The 17,237-nt window shown below is 68.8% G+C and carries 17 protein-coding genes; 9 read left to right on the forward strand and 8 right to left on the reverse strand.

Translation table 11 applies throughout. The features are described from left to right. Positions 1–2: 2 nt before the first annotated feature. From ACK8HH_RS02940 to ACK8HH_RS02950, 3 genes are read right to left on the reverse strand one after another with little or no spacing between them, the layout of a single operon-like run. The gene (locus ACK8HH_RS02940; protein ID WP_006894341.1) at positions 3–314 is read right to left on the reverse strand and encodes a DUF3349 domain-containing protein; all 312 of its coding nucleotides are present in this window, start codon (positions 312–314) and stop codon (positions 3–5) included. A gap of 34 nt (positions 315–348) precedes the next feature. After that, positions 349–621 (reverse strand): hypothetical protein, encoded by a 273-nt coding sequence (locus ACK8HH_RS02945; RefSeq protein WP_006894343.1) that lies wholly within the window; start codon positions 619–621, stop codon positions 349–351. Positions 622–647: 26 nt separating this feature from the next. Further along, positions 648–1,859 (reverse strand): inorganic phosphate transporter, encoded by a 1,212-nt coding sequence (locus ACK8HH_RS02950; RefSeq protein WP_006894345.1) that lies wholly within the window; start codon positions 1,857–1,859, stop codon positions 648–650. A 270-nt stretch (positions 1,860–2,129) separates the two neighbouring features. On the opposite strand from ACK8HH_RS02950, the gene ACK8HH_RS02955 reads away from it, so the two are divergent. Then, positions 2,130–3,191 carry an LLM class F420-dependent oxidoreductase gene (locus ACK8HH_RS02955; RefSeq protein WP_039866581.1) on the forward strand — a complete coding sequence of 354 codons (1,062 nt, stop codon included), beginning with the start codon at positions 2,130–2,132 and terminating at the stop codon, positions 3,189–3,191. A 10-nt stretch (positions 3,192–3,201) separates the two neighbouring features. On the opposite strand, the gene ACK8HH_RS02960 is transcribed toward ACK8HH_RS02955, so the two are convergent. Then, positions 3,202–4,854 (reverse strand): MFS transporter, encoded by a 1,653-nt coding sequence (locus tag ACK8HH_RS02960; protein ID WP_006894348.1) that lies wholly within the window; start codon positions 4,852–4,854, stop codon positions 3,202–3,204. A 102-nt stretch (positions 4,855–4,956) separates the two neighbouring features. Then, a complete protein-coding gene (locus ACK8HH_RS02965; RefSeq protein WP_006894349.1) occupies positions 4,957–5,910 on the reverse strand; it encodes a 1,4-dihydroxy-2-naphthoyl-CoA synthase in 954 nt (317 codons plus the stop codon). A 214-nt stretch (positions 5,911–6,124) separates the two neighbouring features. On the opposite strand from ACK8HH_RS02965, the gene ACK8HH_RS02970 reads away from it, so the two are divergent. The 4 genes from ACK8HH_RS02970 to ACK8HH_RS02985 are packed head-to-tail and all read left to right on the forward strand — an operon-like array spanning position 6,125 to position 9,429. Then, positions 6,125–7,195 carry an enoyl-CoA hydratase/isomerase family protein gene (locus ACK8HH_RS02970; protein WP_346077107.1) on the forward strand — a complete coding sequence of 357 codons (1,071 nt, stop codon included), beginning with the start codon at positions 6,125–6,127 and terminating at the stop codon, positions 7,193–7,195. A gap of 43 nt (positions 7,196–7,238) precedes the next feature. Then, positions 7,239–8,015, forward strand: a complete 777-nt coding sequence (locus ACK8HH_RS02975; RefSeq protein ID WP_006894353.1) for an enoyl-CoA hydratase — start codon at positions 7,239–7,241, stop codon at positions 8,013–8,015. 22 nt (positions 8,016–8,037) lie between these two features. Then, a complete protein-coding gene (locus ACK8HH_RS02980; protein ID WP_222110962.1) occupies positions 8,038–8,730 on the forward strand; it encodes a TetR/AcrR family transcriptional regulator in 693 nt (230 codons plus the stop codon). A gap of 42 nt (positions 8,731–8,772) precedes the next feature. After that, positions 8,773–9,429, forward strand: coding sequence for a PaaI family thioesterase (locus ACK8HH_RS02985; protein WP_006894355.1), 657 nt, complete (start codon positions 8,773–8,775; stop codon positions 9,427–9,429). Positions 9,430–9,445: 16 nt separating this feature from the next. On the opposite strand, the gene ACK8HH_RS02990 is transcribed toward ACK8HH_RS02985, so the two are convergent. Then, positions 9,446–10,696, reverse strand: a complete 1,251-nt coding sequence (locus ACK8HH_RS02990) for a saccharopine dehydrogenase family protein (protein ID WP_006894357.1) — start codon at positions 10,694–10,696, stop codon at positions 9,446–9,448. A 174-nt stretch (positions 10,697–10,870) separates the two neighbouring features. On the opposite strand from ACK8HH_RS02990, the gene ACK8HH_RS02995 reads away from it, so the two are divergent. Continuing rightward, positions 10,871–12,442, forward strand: coding sequence for a DUF222 domain-containing protein (locus tag ACK8HH_RS02995; protein ID WP_412475528.1), 1,572 nt, complete (start codon positions 10,871–10,873; stop codon positions 12,440–12,442). On the opposite strand, the gene ACK8HH_RS03000 is transcribed toward ACK8HH_RS02995, so the two are convergent. After that, positions 12,379–12,996 carry a class I SAM-dependent methyltransferase gene (locus ACK8HH_RS03000; RefSeq protein ID WP_006894361.1) on the reverse strand — a complete coding sequence of 206 codons (618 nt, stop codon included), beginning with the start codon at positions 12,994–12,996 and terminating at the stop codon, positions 12,379–12,381. The two genes, ACK8HH_RS02995 and ACK8HH_RS03000, sit on opposite strands and share 64 nt — an antisense overlap. Positions 12,997–13,091: 95 nt before the next feature. Between ACK8HH_RS03000 and menD the strand changes: the two genes are divergently transcribed. Genes menD through ACK8HH_RS03015 form a run of 3 tightly spaced genes read left to right on the forward strand, consistent with a single transcriptional unit; the run spans position 13,092 to position 15,941 of the window. Then, positions 13,092–14,777 (forward strand): 2-succinyl-5-enolpyruvyl-6-hydroxy-3-cyclohexene-1-carboxylic-acid synthase, encoded by a 1,686-nt coding sequence (gene menD, locus ACK8HH_RS03005; RefSeq protein ID WP_412475529.1) that lies wholly within the window; start codon positions 13,092–13,094, stop codon positions 14,775–14,777. Beyond that, entirely contained in the window at positions 14,774–15,202 is a 429-nt protein-coding gene (locus ACK8HH_RS03010) for a hypothetical protein (protein ID WP_006894363.1), read from the forward strand. The genes menD and ACK8HH_RS03010 overlap by 4 nt, the downstream gene beginning before the upstream one ends. A 10-nt stretch (positions 15,203–15,212) precedes the next feature. Beyond that, a complete protein-coding gene (locus ACK8HH_RS03015) occupies positions 15,213–15,941 on the forward strand; it encodes a demethylmenaquinone methyltransferase (RefSeq protein ID WP_006894365.1) in 729 nt (242 codons plus the stop codon). Between the two features lie 12 nt (positions 15,942–15,953). On the opposite strand, the gene ACK8HH_RS03020 is transcribed toward ACK8HH_RS03015, so the two are convergent. After that, positions 15,954–17,213, reverse strand: coding sequence for a geranylgeranyl reductase family protein (locus ACK8HH_RS03020; RefSeq protein WP_006894366.1), 1,260 nt, complete (start codon positions 17,211–17,213; stop codon positions 15,954–15,956). Positions 17,214–17,237 lie beyond the last annotated feature (24 nt).

Consider the following 17,237-nt stretch of genomic DNA (forward strand, 5'->3'; position numbering starts at 1 on the left):
GTTCAGTCCGATACCGGGACGCGATCGGTGAGCGGCCAGCCGGCGGCCGCGAGTCGTGCGGCGACCTGCCGCGTCTCCTCCTCGGACGGCGCCTGCTCGGTGACGGCGTGGATCGCGTCGCGGATCCGCTCGGGAGTCGCGGGAGTCTCGGTGCCGTGCTCCAGCGCGAGGCTCAGGATCACATCGGTGATCTCGCTCTCCGACAGAACCGGTCGGAGCAGTGCGAGCAGCGGCGGAAACTCGGTGGCGGGGACGCCTTCGGGGTACCCGGCGCGGATCCACTTGATGACGTTCTCAAACAGCGATGGGGGCATGGTGTCTCCTCGTGTCTTAGCGGTCGCGCAGCGGTCAGCTCTTGTAGGCGAAGTCCGGGAAGATCCTGAGATCGAAGTAGTAGTTCAGGGTCTGCCGGCAGATCCAGAGGATGCCGACGACGATGACGGCCGCGGTGAGGGCGAACATCAGGTATCCGATGATGCGGAGGACGGGGTTCGCGGGCTTGCCGAGATCGCCGTGCCCGGCTGCCTCCAGACGCATACCGACGGCGAACAGTGCGGGCAGACCGGCGCCGAACAGCAGCCCGACGGCGAGAACCTTGGTGATGGCGGAGACGATGTCCATGGAGGTGCCTTTCGCGGAAGCTGGGTTCAGGACTGTTCGGTGGCTGCGGGAACCGGCGAGTTCGTCGTCTCGTCCCAGTCGGCGTTGACGTTGTCGGCGTCCACCTTCTGCTGCTGAGCCCGGTAGTACATGTAGCCGGAGAGCCCGGCGAGGATCAGGAAGATGACGATCGCGCCCGGTGCGCCGCCGATCAGGCTGGCGAGCCAGTAGCAGAGGGCGCCGACCGCGGCGGCGGCCGGAAGTGTGGTGATCCAGGCGACGGCCATGCGGCCGGCGACGCCCCAGCGGACCTCCGCGCCCTTCTTGCCCAGTCCGCTGCCCAGGATCGACCCGGTCGCCACCTGGGTGGTCGAGAGCGCCATGCCGGCAGCGGAGGAGGTGAGGATGATCGCGGCCGACGAGGCCTCCGCGGCCATGCCCTGTGGAGCCTGGATCTCGACCAGTCCCTTGCCGAGCGTGCGGATGATGCGCCAACCGCCGATCCAGGTGCCCAGTGCGATCGCCCCGGCACACGAGAGGACCACCCAGAACGGCAGACCGTGAGCCACGCTGCCCGAATCCAGATGACCGGTGGCGATCAGGGCGAGGGCGATGACACCCATCGTCTTCTGCGCGTCGCCGGTGCCGTGTGCGAGGGAGACCAGCGAGGCCGAGGCGATCTGACCGTTGCGGAAACCGCGTTCGCGCTTGCTCTCCGAGATGCCGTTGGAGATGGCGTAGATGATGAGTGTGCCGACCGAGGCCACGATGCATGCGATCACCGGAGCGAAGAGCGCGGGGACGATCACCTTCGCGAGGATCCCGTGCCAGTTGATGCCCGAGGTTCCGATCGCCGCCAGACCCGAGCCGATCAGGCCGCCGAACAGCGCGTGCGACGAACTGGACGGCAGACCGAAGAGCCACGTGAACAGATTCCAGAGAATCGCGCCGATCAGACCGGCGAAGATGATGATCAGCGCCTTGTTCGCGTCGAGACCGGCGACGAGTTCACCCTTGGCGTCACCGGACGTCTGCTGAATGTTCAGCACGTCCTTGGTGATGGTGGCGGCGACCTCGACCGAGAGGAACGCGCCGACCAGGTTGAGGATCGCGGAGAGACCGACCGCGACCTTCGGCTTCAGAGCGCCGGTCGCGATGGACGTCGCCATCGCGTTGCCGGTGTCGTGGAACCCGTTCGTGAAGTCGAAGCCGAGGGCTGTGACGATCAACAGCACGAGGATGAGCATCTCTGCGGTCATGCGACCACTATGACCGGGGAACCGTGGGTCGAGTCAACTCGCCCAAGGTCCGACTTTTGTGCTCTGACCTGCTAATTTCTGTTCTCCGGAGGTGCGTTAACGGAAAGTTCATCTGTCGGTGGGCTTCGCGCCACCGGGAGTTGCCGGTTGTTTCCGACGTCCCGGTGGAACAGAGGTGACCGGCAGGTGAACGCGGCCTCCGATCAGGTGGCGGCCGGACGCGGGCGGTCTCGCCGATCGCCGGTGAAAAACGTGTGCCAGAATCAGCCCATGACGCCGATGACGCTGGGCATGCCCATCAATTACGCGGGCGACTTCCGCGAGACCATCGATAATCTCCGGGACTTCGAGGGGGTCGGCGTCAGCCGGGTCACCGTACCCGAGGCCTACAGTTTCGACGCGGTCAGTCAGCTCGGGTACATCGCCGCGCGCACCGAGACGATGGAACTGCAGACCGGCATCCTGCCGATGTACTCGCGCACGCCAACCAATCTCGCCATGACGGCGGCCGGCCTCGACTACATCAGCGGCGGTCGTGCGGTTCTCGGCATCGGTGCCTCCGGTCCGCAGGTGATCGAGGGCTTCCACGGCGTCAAGTACGACTTCCCGCTCGGCCGGGCGCGCGAGAACGCCGAGATCTGCCGGAAGGTGTGGCGCCGCGAGCGCGTCGAGTACCGCGGTAAGCACTACCAGCTGCCGCTGACGAAGGAGGACGGCGGCAGCGGGCTCGGCAAGGCGCTGAAGATCATCAACCACCCCGTCCGTGACCGCATCCCGATGCTGCTCGCGGCGATCGGGCCCAAGAACGTCGAACTGGCCGCCGAGATGTTCGAAGAACTGCAGCCCTTCCTGTACCACCCCGACTACGTCGAGGCCGCCTTCGGTGAATCGCTGGCGGCAGGCAGGGCCAAGCGCGACCCGGATCTGCCGGAACTGCGCATCGTCATTCAGGCCAGTGCGCTGATCACCGAGGACGCCGACGAGATCGCGGCGGCGGAGAACGCGGTGCGGCACCACTCGGCGCTGTACATCGGCGGCATGGGAGCCCGCGGCAAGAACTTCTACAACTCGCTGGTCCAGCGGTACGGCTACGTCGACGAGGCCGCGCTGATCCAGGATCTGTATCTGGACGGCCGCAAGGACGAGGCCGCCGCGGCGATTCCCCAGGGTCTGATCGACGCGATCAGCCTCATCGGTCCGCGGTCGAAGGTCGCCGAGCAGGTCGAGCGGTTCCGCGCCAGCGGTGTCGGCGTGCTGCTGGCCTCGCCGGCCGCCGCGTCCCACAACCGCCGGGTGGAGGACATGCGGGTGTTGAAGGAACTCATCGGCTGAGCCCGGCCCGTCAGGTCCGCGCGGGTGCGGCGGCGGCGCGGCGCAGTCGTGCCGCGCCGAGGAAGCCCAGCGCGAGAAATGCGACGGCGACCACCATCGACCATCGGGTGGCGTCGGCGAATCCCTCCGAGAGTGCGCCGACCGCGGCGTCGGTCCGGTCGCCGAGCGGGCTGTGGACCCCCTCGGCGCGCAGCATCGTGATGGTGGTGCCCGCTGACTCGCGGGTGGCGGCGGCCACCTGGTCCGCGGCGGGGCCGCTGAAGCCGGCGTGGTCGAGTGCGGTCGGCAGGGTCGTCGCGAGTGCCACCGACAGCGCCGCGCCGGCGAAGGCCGTGCCCAGTGCCGATCCGACCTGCCGGACCGTGCTCTGGGTGGCCGACGCCTGACCGGAGTCGTCCACCGGAACGTCGCGGAGGACGGTCCCGGTGAGTTGAGCCGAAGCCAGCCCCAGACCGAGGCCGTAGAGGATCAACGGCAGCGCGATGATCCAGCCGGAGGTGGAGCTCCCGATCACCACGACGAGGATCAGGACCCCCGCGACTTCGAGACCGAGGCCGAGCAGCACCACGGCGGGGGCACCGAGCCTGGCCGCGAGGTGTCGTGCCATGGCGCCGGAGACGAAGGCTCCGATCGCCATGGCGGCCAGGACCAGGCCGGCCTGCATCACGTCGAGGCCGAGCGCGTTCACGAGGTACAGCGGCAGCGCGAAGATGATGCCGAACTCTCCGACCGCCACCGCGGCGGCGGTGACGTTGCCCCACGAGAACGTGGGCAGGCCGAACAGCCGGAGGTCGAGGATCGCCGACCGCCCGTTGTTCCGGCGATGACGCTCCCAGACGACGAACAGGACCAGAGCCGACGCCGCCACCGCGAAGGCCACCGGGACGATCGAGATCGGCGCCTGCTCGGGCCACCTCCATCCGAACACCTTCAGCTCGCCCTTCGGCGTCCACCATCCCAGGTCGGGCCCTTCGATCACGGCGAACACCAGTGCGCCGAAACCGATCATGCTGAGCATCGCGCCGTCGACATCGGCGCCGGGCCGATCGTCGCCGCCCTTCGATTCGGACACCGTGAAGATCGCGGCGATCGCCACGACGAGACCGAGCGGCAGATTGACGAGGAAGATCCAGTGCCACGACGCCCATTGGGTCAGGGCGCCGCCCGCGAGCGGTCCCACCGCCGCCGCGCCGGAGATCACCGCGCCCCAGACACCGAAGGCTGCGGCCCGGTAGCGACCGCGGAAGACGGCGTTCACCGTGGAGAGGGTCGAGGGCATGATGAACGCCGCGCCGACCGCCTGGACCGCACGGGCCGCAATCAGCGTGCCCGCCGACCCGGAGGCGGCGGCGAGCAGACTGCCGGCGACGAAGACGGTGAGTCCGAACAGGAACATCCGTTTGCGACCCCAGCGGTCGGCGAGTCGGCCCGTCGAGAGCAGCAGTGCCGCCAACACCACCGCGTACAGACTGTTGACCCATTGGGCGTCGGTGAGGTCGAGACTCAGGTCGCTGATGATCGCCGGCAGCGCGACGCCGACGATCGTTCCGTCGAGCACGATCAGGCCCAGCCCGACCGACAGGACGGCGAGGCCGATCCAGTCCCGGCGGGTGGGCGCTGAGGTGTTTGCGGGCAGGGTGGAACCGGGGGGAGCACCTGTCATGCGTCGATCTCACCAGATCGACCGGCTGCGCGGACCGTGTCTTGGTGTTAGGCCAAGATCAATCAGAAGGTGGATGCGGGGGCGGTCTCAATACTGGCGGGTCTAGTAGTAGTACGGGAACGAGTCCCAGTTCGGATCACGCTTCTCCAGGAAGGCGTCCCGGCCCTCGACCGCCTCGTCGGTCATGTAGGCCAGACGCGTGGCCTCGCCGGCGAAGACCTGTTGACCCATCAGCCCGTCGTCGGTCAGGTTGAACGCGAACTTCAGCATCCGCTGCGCGGTGGGCGACTTGGAGTTGATCTTCCGTGCCCATTCGACGGCCGTGTTCTCGAGTTCTGCATGATCGACGACGCGGTTCACGGCGCCCATCTGATGCATGGTCTCGGCGTCGTAGGCCTCGCCCAGGAAGAAGATCTCGCGGGCGAACTTCTGGCCGACCTGCTTGGCGAGGTAGGCGCTGCCGTAACCGGCGTCGAAGCTGCCCACGTCGGCGTCGGTCTGCTTGAACCGGGCGTGTTCCCGGGACGCGAGGGTCAGATCGGCGACCGCGTGCAGCGAATGGCCGCCGCCCGCGGCCCAGCCGTTGACGACCGCGATGACGACCTTCGGCATGGTGCGGATCAACCGCTGGACTTCGAGGATGTGCAGTCGTCCGCCCTCGGCCTTGACCCGCGCCTCGTCCACTCCGTCGACGGTCGCCGCGGTGACATCGGAATCGTGGCTGGTGGCGTACTGGTAACCGCTGCGGCCGCGGATGCGCTGGTCGCCGCCGCTGCAGAAGGCCCAGCCGCCGTCCTTGGGCGACGGGCCGTTGCCGGTCAGAAGCACTGTGCCCACGTCCGGGGTCCGACGCGCGTGGTCGAAGGCTCGATAGAGCTCGTCGACCGTGTGCGGTCGGAAGGCGTTGCGGACCTCGGGCCGGTCGAACGCGATGCGGACGATGCCGTTGGCGCGGCCTTCACCGGTGTGCCGGTGGTAGGTGATGTCGGTGAGGTCCTCGAAACCGGGGACGGTGCGCCATGCGGACGGGTCGAAGGGGCTGGAGTCGGTCGTCATGTCTTCCGAGCCTAGTTGGAGCCCGGTCGGCGCGAGTCGGCGTGGGCGGCGACGGTGACGGGGTGGTCTGCCGGCACCGATGCAGTGGCGCTCAAGTCCGTCGTTGGGAGTGCGACCTCCATCTTCTATTACCGATGTTCAGATGCTAGGTTCCAAACTGAGTGTCACTCCGATTTCTCGCGGAGGACGTGTCGATCAAGAAGCAGGAGGCTCGATGAACCAGCCCGTCGTGGTGTCGCAGGAAGGCGGCGTCGGCCGGTTGATCCTCAACCGCCCGAAGGCCATCAACGCCCTGAACGACGAGATGGTGGATCTGATGTCGGCCGCGCTGCGGAAGTGGCGCGAGGACGAGGCGGTGAAGGCGGTGGTGCTCTCCGGCGCCGGCGAGCGCGGACTGTGCGCCGGTGGCGACATCGTGTCGATTCACCGCGACGCCAAGGCACTCGTCGAGGCCGGCGCCGGCGACGCAGAGGCTACGGCCTGCCCGTCTGCGGTGTTCTGGCGCGAGGAGTACCAGCTCAATTCCGAGATCGCGAAGTTCCCCAAGCCGTACGTCGCGCTGATGGACGGGATCGTCATGGGCGGCGGTGTCGGCGTCTCCGCACACGCCAACACCCGCGTGGTCACCGACCGCACCCGGCTCGCGATGCCGGAGACCGGTATCGGCTTCGTCCCCGACGTCGGAGGCACGCACCTTCTCTCGCAGATTCCGGACCGACTCGGCGTGTACCTGGGCCTCACGGCGGCCTCGATCAACGGCGCCGATGCCATCGCCCTCGGCATCGCGGACCATTACGTCCCCGCCGCAGATCTCGACGCCTTCGTCAAGGCCGTCTCCGCGACCACCGTCGACGAGGCGCTGGCCACCTACGCCCAGAAGCCGCCCGCGTCCGATCTGTACGCCCAGCGCGACTGGATCAACGAGGCCTTCGCCGCCGACAGCGTCGCCGAGATCGTCCGCCGCTGCGAGTCCGTCGGCACCGAAGCGGCGGAGAAGGCGGCCGCGACGCTCCGGGCCAAGAGCCCGACGACCCTCGCGGTGACGCTGCGGGCGCTCCGCAACCCGCTGCCGACTCTCGACGAGGCGCTCGCCCGCGAATACCGGGTGTCGGTGCGATGCGTCCGCAGCCACGACATGGCCGAGGGGATCCGGGCGCAGGTGATCGACAAGGACCGCAATCCGTCGTGGAGTCCCGCGGAGATCGGCGACGTCACCGAGGCCGACGTGGACGCCTTCTTCGCGCCGCTGCCCGAGGGGCTCGAACTCACCATTGTGAACCCGTGAACCTCATGCCCGACCGCACCCGACAGCCATTGGAGAACCGCAGATGACCGAGTACCAGACCATCCTCACCGAGACCGACGGCCGCGTCGCCGTCATCACCCTGAACCGTCCCAAGGCCCTCAACGCGCTGAACACCGAACTGATGGGCGAAGTGGTTGCGGCCGTGCGCGGCTTCGACGCGGACCCGGAGATCGGCGCCATCGTCATCACCGGCTCGGAGAAGGCCTTCGCCGCAGGCGCCGATATCAAGGAGATGCAGTCGAAGAGCTTCAGCGAGGTGGTCGGCCAGCAGTTCTTCGGCGCGTGGGACGAACTGTCGCGCACCCGCACTCCGATCATCGCGGCGGTTGCGGGCTACGCGCTCGGCGGCGGCTGCGAGTTGGCCATGCTCTGCGACATCATCATCGCCGGCGAGAACGCCAGGTTCGGTCAGCCCGAGATCAACCTCGGCGTGATCCCCGGGATCGGCGGATCGCAGCGACTCACCCGAGCAGTCGGCAAGGCCAAGGCGATGGACCTGGTCCTCACCGGGCGGCAGATGAAGGTTGACGAGGCGGAGCGGGCGGGTCTGGTGTCGCGCGTGGTTCCGACCGACGAGGTGGTCAGCACCGCTCGCGAGGTCGCGGCGACCATCGCGAGCAAGTCGTTCATCGCGGCGTCGTACGGCAAGGAAGCGGTGAACCGCGCGTTCGAGTCGAGCCTCACCGAAGGCGTCCGCGCCGAGCGGAGCCTGTTCTACTCGCTGTTCGCCACCGCCGATCAGACCGAGGGCATGGCGGCCTTCGTGGAGAAGCGGGAACCGGAATTCAAGCACCGCTGATGCGCGAGACGGGACCGGCGTCGTGACGGCGGCGCGGGGGCAGGCCGGATCGAAGAGCGACCGCACGCGCAGCGCCGTGCGTGCGGCCGCCGCGGAGTGCTTCGCGGAGTCGGGCTTTCAGGCGGCTACCACCGCCGAGATCGCCCGGCGTGCGGGAGTGTCGGAGGGCACCGTCTTCCTGCACTACTCCAGCAAACTCGGCCTGCTCACCGCCGTCACCCGGGAGTTCTACGAGGGGCTGCAGGGCCAGGCCGAGGCGGTTCTGGCGCAGGACGGCGCGACGCCGTCGGAACTGCTGCGCCGACTGGTCCACGATTGGTGTGCGGTGATGGCGACGCAGTGGGACCTGGTGCAGGTGTACATCCACACCGCCCAGGCGTTTCCCGGCACGGAGCTGGCGTCGGTCGTCATCGATTCCAACCGCCGCTACACGAGGCTGTACACCTCGGTCATCGACGACATGAAGCGGTGCGGAGAAGTGGACGCCTCGCTTCCGTCGGCGCTGGCGCGCGACATGATCTTCGGGACGCTGGAGCACAGCGCGCGCGGCCAGCGATACGCCGGGCGTCCGGTGCACACGGCAGATGTGGGACGGCAGATCGTCGATCTGCTGATCGGCGCCGGCCACGCCGACGCCCGGCGGTCGTCCGACGACGAGAGGCTCGCTCGTATCGAGACCAAGATCGACAGGCTGCTGTCGCAGGGGGAAGTCTGAGCCGACCACAGGAGGCGGTCGCGCGGAAGATACGGTGAAACGATGACGGGCGCAACCGAACAGCAGTCGAGCACAGAGGCGTCGGAGACGTCACCGCACCAGGGCGGGTTCCGCGCCGACTTCGAGGTCACGACCGAACGCGGGGGACCGAGCTACGGCGAGATGGTCGAGCAGGTCCGCACGTTCATGGACAAGGTGCGGTACGCGTCGCCGACCCCCGAGTTGGCCGACGAGGTGATCGAGGACCTCAAGAAGCTCAACGCCAAGCTCGACACGACCCTCGTCGACGAGTGGACGTCACCGTCGGGGACCCGGATCGACCTGCCGTCGCGAGGCAACATCACCCTGCCGCCGTACGAGGTGCGCAACGGTGGGCCGGAGGGGGTGGACGCGGAGGTGATCTTCCGGCGGTTCCATCTCGGAGGCAACGGTGTGGCGCACGGAGGGCACGTCGCGGTCGCCTTCGACGACCTCGGTGGCATGGCTGCGGCTCTGCGAGCCGGCCGGCCGGCGCGGACCGCCTATCTGACGGTGAACTACCGGTCACTGACTCCGTTGGAGACGCCCCTCGTGCTGCGCACCTGGGTGCACGAACACGACGGTCGCAAGAACTTCGTCCGCGGCACGCTGCATGACGGCGACCGCCTGTGCGCGGAGATGGACGCACTCTTCATCGAGCTGAGGCCCGGTCAGGCGTAGCCGCGACGGGTCGGGCTCACGCCTTCAGTTCGTGCGCCTCGACGACGAAACCCGCCGCCTGCAAGCGATCGATCAACACATCGCCCATCGCCACCGCGGGGGTCAGGACGCCGGCGCGGTCGGGGAGCCGATCACGATCCAGAGCGAGAGCCAGCGATGCCTCGCCGAGCATCACGGCGGTCGCCTTGTATCCGGGGTCGCCGTGCGCGCGCATCTGTGAGCGATACCGGCGTCCGGTGGTCGTGGTGGTGAAGGTCTGGGTGACGAAGTTGCCCGTCTCGCGGGACTTCTCTCCGGGGCCGCTGCCGGGCTTGGGGAGCACCATGTCGAGGACCTTGCGGGTGGGCGCGAAGCTCATCGCGCCGAGGAATGCTCCGGTTCCGACGGTGACGATCCCGGCCAGTGCGGCCGACAGGCCGGGCACGCCGCCGACCGACATCGTCTCCTGGTAGCGGAACGCGTCACCGTACGCACCGTCGAGAAGGTAGTTCGAACGACGCACCACGCGGGTGTTGTAAGACGACATGAAGAACGGTGCGAGCGTGCCCCGCAGGCTCGGGTCGACCTTCTTCGCGTCGACCGGCGTCATATCGCTGGGCTCGGAGTTGAGGCCCGCGCGCGGAGTCTCACCCGACCCGCCGGAGAGTGCCTGCGGGTTCATGATCAGGCTTCTGGTCTCCGCGTCTTTCGCCATCTCTGCGATCACCCGGACCGAGTCGACCGTTCCGCCGGAGACGCCGCCGCGCAGCGACGTCACCACCATGGTGGTGTCGGTCATCTCGCCCGCGCCGTCTTCGGCGATCGTTCGGTGCAGCAGATACGCGCCGAGGTCGGACGGGACCGAATCGAATCCGCAGGAATGCACGATCCGCGCGCCGGACGCGGTGGCCAGTTCGTCGGCCTTGTCGATGGAGTGCCGGACGAACGGGACCTCGCCGGTGAGGTCGACGTAGTCGGTGCCTGCGGTCGCAGCAGCGATCACGAGATTCTCGCCGTAGCGCAGGTACGGACCCACCGTGGTGCAGACCACCTGCGTACGTGCGCACATCGCATCTAGCGACGACGGCGAGTCCGAGTCGGCCACGATCAGCGGCCAGTCGCGCGCGCGCTCGCCGAGGCGTCGTCGCACCGCGGCGAGTTTGGTCTCCGACCTCCCGGCGAGAGCGATGCGAGTGCTCGCCGGTGCATGGTCGGCGAGGTACTGGGCGGTGAGCTCACCGACGAAACCGGTGGCTCCAAACACGACGACGTCGAATTCGCGACTCATGGGGTCGACCCTACTGGCATCCCGACCGCCGACACGGTATCTACACCGCCGGCACGAACCATCCGCTTGCCTGTTCGATTCATCGATCCGTTGTGTCATACCCGATTGGTAGTGTTCTGGTAGGTCAAGAAAATATGGTGTGACCAGCTGAAACACTCGGGGGAGGTGACAGCGATGACCGATCCGTTCACTGATTCGGTCGCGACTGTCGTCGCCATTGGTGCGCTGCCGGACCAGCCCGCGGAGTTGTTGGCGTTGATCGATGCCGCGGCGGTCAAACTCGCCGAGACCTCGCTGTCGCCGGAGACCGAACCGGAACTGCTGGCGCACACGCAGACCGCCGAACGCATTCGGCGACGCTGGGACGGCGTCTCCGCGGCGCTGCTGGTGGAGGTCTCCGACCGCAACGCGCACCGCACCGCCGGCTACCTGAATCCGCATCAATACCTGTCGCAAGGGCTGCGGCTGGGAACCCGGGAGGCGGGTCGGCGGTTGCGGATGGCTGAGACCATCGGCGAGTTCTCCAACTTTCAAGGTGAAACCCTGCCTCCCCGCAAGCCCGCCACCGCCGCGTCGGTGGCGGCCGGGACTGTCGGCGCCGAACACGCTCTCGTCATCTCGGCCGTGCTGGCGAAAGTACCGGGCTGCATCTCGCCGGAAGTCAAAGCCAGTGCCGAGGCGGAGTTGGCCGAAGCGGCGGCTGGGTTGAACCCCGATGATCTGGGCAAGGTCGGTGACCGCCTGCTCGCCCATCTGGATCCGGACGGGCAGGAGAGCGATCACGTCGACCGGCAACGCCAACGCGGAATCACCATCCTCCCGCAAGACCGACAACTCATGTGCAAAGTCCGTGGCGCCATGACCCCGGAACTACGCGCCAAGTTCGAAGTCATCCTCACCGCCTGGGCCGCGCCCGGCATGAACAATCCCACCGACCCCGACTCACCCACCGGCACCATCAACGCCGACGGCATCGACGCCGAGGCTCTCGCCGCGGCGCGGGGCCGGGATCTGCGCAGTGCCGCCCAACGCACGCACGACGCGCTGCTGGCCCTGTGCGACTACGTTCTCGCCCACGGCGGACTCGGTGCACCGAACCGGATACCGGCCGAACTCGTCATCACCGTCACCGATCAGGAACTCGCCGCGCATGCCGGAATCGCGTTGACCGCGACAGGTAGCCGTGTTCCGATCGGTGAACTCGTGCGGCTCGCTGCCGAGGCTGTGCCGCACCTGGCGGTCTTCCGGAATCACACCAGCGAGCTCCTCTACCAGGGTCGTGGTGCGCGGTGTGCGAGTAAGGCGCAGCGGTTGGCGTTGTTCGCCCGCGACCGCGGTTGCACCGCCCCCGGCTGCGACCGCCCCTTCGCGCAGACCCAGGCCCATCACGCACCGGACTGGGTCACCCCGGCCGGGCGCACCGACATCGACGCCCTCGGCGCCGCCTGCGGACGCCACAACCGCGCCGTCGGCACCAACCGCGGACAGTGGGAGACCATCATCCTCCCGGATGGGCCCGATGCCGGACGCATGGCCTGGCGACCAGCCACCACCGAACAACCCTGGCGCCTGAACCCCATCCACCACGCCGGACAAGCGCGGTGCCTGCATCCGTCAGAACGGTACCGACGAGAATCGGGCCCACCACCGGAAAGGCCTTCGGAACCCGGCGGACCCGCGAGCTACCGATTCCGGGCCCAGCCGAGCGAGAACGCCGCGAAGGGCTTCGGCGCCGCGTCGGCGTAAAAGGAGTCGAGCGCCACGATCTCCCAGCCCGCCTCGGCCAACATTGCGGGGATGTCGCGGGTCAGGTGGCATCCTCCGCCGAGACGCTTCTGGATCGGCTCCAGCCGGCGCTGCCATCGGCGTACGCCGGGGTCCGGAGCCCTGCCGTGCTCGAGGAAGGCGAGAATCCCGCCGGGTTTGACGACCCGTCGCAGCTCCGCGAGCGCCACGGGGAGTTCCGGAATGGTGCACATGGTGAACGTCGACAACGCCGAGTCGAACGAATCGTCGTCGAAGGGCAGCCGCTGCCCGTCCAGACCACCCCGCTCGATCGGCACGGACGACGCCGCGACCCGCGCGGCCCCGAGCCGCCAACCGGTATCACTCGGCTCCACCGCGGCGACACGCCTCACATCCGCCGGATACCGGCCGACGTTGAAGCCGGACCCGAAACCGATCTCCACCACATCGCGGGACAGCGGCTCGCAGGCCCGGCGCCGCAGATCGTCCATCGCGGGCATCCCGCAGGTCTTGACGATGATCCGCGGCAGCACGTGCTCGGAGTAGAAGCCCATGTGCCGACGATATTTCATGGCCGCTTCCGGAGGGCGCGGAGTCGGAGCCGACCTTCGGATCGGCTGCCTCGTCCCGGCGCATAGGGTCTATATCCATGAACCCGTCCACCCTGCAGGCGCGTGTGATCGTCGACGAACTGATGCGCGGCGGTGTCACCGAGGCCGTGCTGTGCCCGGGATCGCGGAACGCGCCGCTGGCCTTCGCGCTGCATGCGGCTGACACGCAGGGCCGCCTTCGGCTCCATGTCCGCATCGACGAGCGGTCGGCCGGATACCTCGCGCTCGGATTGGCCGTGGCCTCCGGCCGCCCGGTGCCGATTGTGATGACTTCCGGCACCGCCGTCGCGAACACCGGGCCCGCCGTCTTCGAAGCGAACTACGCGCGGGTGCCGTTGGTCGTGATCAGCGCCAACCGGCCGTACGAGCTTCTGGGCTCGGGCGCCAATCAGACCATCGAGCAGTTCGGCATGTTCGGCACCCAGGTGCGCGCAGCCATCAGCCTCGGGCTCGCGGAGGAAGATCTCGACACCAACTCCCAGTGGCGGTCGGCGGTGGGCCGGGTCCTCGCATCTGCGCGCGGCGCGCGCACCGGCAACGCCGGGCCGGTGCAGTTCGACATCCCGCTGCGCGAGCCGCTGGTGCCCGACGCGGGGGACCTTCCGGACACCGACCTCTCGGTCCTGGACGACGGACGTTTCGCCGGGCGCCCCGGCGACGCTCCGTGGACCCACGCGCCGGTCGGCAGGCTCGACATCCCCCTGGAGATCGACCTCTCGCGCGACACCGTCGTGGTGTCCGGGCACGGCGCCGGAGTTCATCCCGAACTGGCAGCGCTGCCGACCGTCGCCGAGCCGACCGCGCCGAGCGCGGCGAACCCCCTGCACCCGCTCGCACTCGGCAAGCTGAGACCGAAACAGGCGATCATCTGCGGGCGCCCGACTCTGCACCGCTCCGTGTCGAGGCTGCTCGCCGATCCGTCGGTGGAGGTGTTCGCGCTGACCACCGGCCCGCGGTGGCCCGACGTGTCCGGCAACGTGGTCGCAACCGGCACCCGGGCGGCGGCCACCGGTGATCCCCGGCAGACATGGCTCGACGAGGCCGCGCGAGTCAACAACCTGGTGGAGCAGGCGGTGACGACCGAGCTCGACGCCTCACACCAGAGCACGGGTCTACACGTGGCACGGGCCGTCGCCGCCGCGATGACCCCCGGCGACACGCTCGTGGTCGGTGCGTCGAACCCGATCCGGGACATCGCGCTCGCGGGCACCGTCGCCGACGGAGTCAAGGTGATGTCCAATCGCGGGGTCGCCGGCATCGACGGAACCAACGCCACCGCGATAGGCGCGGCCCTGGCCCGCGGACGGACCGTCGCGCTGATGGGCGACCTCACGTTCATCCACGACGCCACCGGTCTCGTCATCGGCCCGGATGAGCCGCGCCCCGCCGATCTGCGCATCGTGGTCGCGAACGACGACGGCGGCGGCATCTTCGGCCTCCTGGAACAGGGCGATCCGCGTTTCGCGCGCGACGCCTACCTCGGCGTCTACGACCGGATCTTCGGCACCCCGCACCGCACCGACCTCGCCGCGATGTGCGCGGGATTCAACATCGGCCACCGCCGCGTGCGACTCGACGAGCTGTCCGACGCTCTCACCGGCCCCGCGCCCGAGGGCGGCATCGAAGTTCTCGAGGTGCGCACCAACCGTGACGGTCTGCGCGAACTCCACGCCCGGATCGCCGCCGGGCTCGACGCGGCACCCGACTATCCTGAGCAGTCATGACCCGGACAGTGCAGCGGCGCATTCAGATCGCGCTGGTGGCCGTCGGCGTCGTGGTGAGTCTCATCGGCGCGGTCATCATCGCCGGCGCCTACCGCAACGACTCGAAGATCGACGCCAACAAGGCCACCGCCGTCGCCGAGGTGATCTCCGCCGACCGCCTGCACGCCGCCGTCAACTTCGTGACCCCGGACGGGGTACTGCGCAACCCCAAACTAGGCCTGCTGTACCCCACGCATCTGTCCACCGGGCAGCGCATCCTCGTCGACTACGACACCACCGATCCCGACAACCTCGCCCGGCCGGTCGGCCGCGATGCCCAGTTGTCGATCGTCCCCGCACTGTCGGTGATCGCCGCGGGCTGGGCGGTGGTGATCGTCCTCATGGTCGGGGTGGCCGAGACCGGGCGCCGCACACGCCGCGATTAGGCTGGACTCCATGACAGACAGCACCGACCACGGCGCCGGAACGCGCGCGAGCCTCGAGAAGGAGCCGTCCGAGGTCGCCGAGATGTTCGACGGCGTCGCACGCCGCTACGACCTGACGAACACGGTGCTCTCATTCGGTCAGGACCGGCTCTGGCGGCGCAACACCCGCCGCGCGCTCGACCTGAAGCCGCGCGACGTGGTCCTGGACCTCGCCGCGGGCACCGCCGTGTCCACCGTCGAACTCGCGGCCTCGGGTGCCACGTGCATCGCCGCCGACTTCTCACTCGGCATGCTCCGAGCAGGAGCGAACCGCAAGGTGCCGAAGGTGGCCGCAGACGCGCTGCACCTGCCCTTCGCGGACGCCTCCTTCGACGCCGCGACCATCTCATTCGGTCTCCGTAACGTCAACGACGTGCCCCTGGCCCTGTCAGAACTCAATCGGGTGCTCAAGCCCGGCGGCCGGCTCGTGATCTGCGAGTTCTCCACTCCGACGCTCAAGCCCTTCCGCACGGTCTACATGGAGTACCTGATGAAGGCGCTGCCCGCCGTCGCCACGAAGGTGTCGAGCAATCCCGCCGCGTACGTCTACCTCGCCGAGTCGATTCGCGCGTGGCCGGACCAGGCCGCTCTCGCGTCGATGATCGGCGACGCCGGATTCGGCGAGGTCACCTGGCAGAACCAGACCGGCGGAATCGTAGCGATCCACCGGGGCGTGAAGAGCGCGCAACCCGCCGCGTGAGTCCCGGACCGGTCAGCTGAACGGCGGCCGGTCCTCCAGAGTCGAAGCGATGCGGCCGGCGCCGCGCCAGGCTCGGGCGATGAGATCGGCGTCGTCCGGGGTCAGTAGATTGCCCATCACGCGCACCACCGCCGACATCAGCCGAGCCGAACGGATCCCGGGCCGGCCGAGCAGCGGCACCGTCTGCGGGACGGTCAGCAGACCCGCGGCCCGGCGCGCCGCGGCGAATGCGACACCGTACTCCGACCGCAGCAGCCCCGGCCACGCGACCGAGTAGTCGTGCTCCGACTCCAGCATGTCGACCGCCAGGGCGGCCGTCTCGATCGCGTAGTCGATCCCCTCGCCGTTGAGCGGATTGACGCACGCGGCGGCGTCACCGATCAGCATCCAATTCGCTCCGGCCACTCCGCTCACCGCTCCGCCCATCGGCAGGAGCGCCGAAGCGATCCGTTGCGGCGCCGACGTCAGCTGCCAGTCACCTGCCACCATCCGCGCATAGTGCTCCACCACCGGGCGCAGAGCCATCGACGCCGGCCGGCCCGCCGTGGCCAGAGCCCCGACCCCGACGTTCACCGTTCCGTCGCCGAGCGGAAAGACCCAGCCGTAACCGGGCAGAAGCGCACCGTCCGGATCGCGGAGCTCGAGATGCGAGCCCATCCATGCGTCGCCGGACCTCCCCGAGTCGACGTACGACCGCGCGGCCACGCCATACGCGGTGTCGCGGTGCCACCGGCGCCCGAGCGACTTTCCGAGCGCCGATCGCACACCGTCCGCCACGATCACGTCCCGCACGCGGATCTGACGCCGTTCACCGTCCCGTCCCACGGTCACCGACTCGATCCGGCCGCCGACCAGCTGCGCGCCGACGGCCTTGGCCCCGGACACCATCCGGGCGCCGCGCGAGAGCGCGAAACGGCGGATCGCGTCGTCGAGTTCGGTGCGGGCGATCGCGCTGCCGTACGCGCCGAAACGGTCGGCGGCCGGCCAGTCGACCCGCTGCCGTGCGCCCCAGCCGTTGAGCTCCAGGCCCCGGATGCGGGGACGGCCGTCGAGCAGACCGCTCATGCCGAGTCGGTGCAGGCCGGTCACCGCCCTCGGCGTCAGCCCGTCGCCGCACGTCTTGTCCCTGGGGAAGACCGCCGCGTCGAGCAGCACCACATCCGATCCGCGGGCCGCGGCATGGGCTGCGGCCGCCGCACCGGCGGGTCCGGCGCCCACCACCAGAAGGTCGGCGGAATCGGGAACGGCTTCGCCGGGCGTCGCGCTTGTCACCCGACCAGTATGTCTGTCGCCGTG

This window comes from Gordonia sp. LUNF6 (assembly GCF_047041125.1).
Lineage (GTDB): Bacteria > Actinomycetota > Actinomycetes > Mycobacteriales > Mycobacteriaceae > Gordonia > Gordonia sihwensis.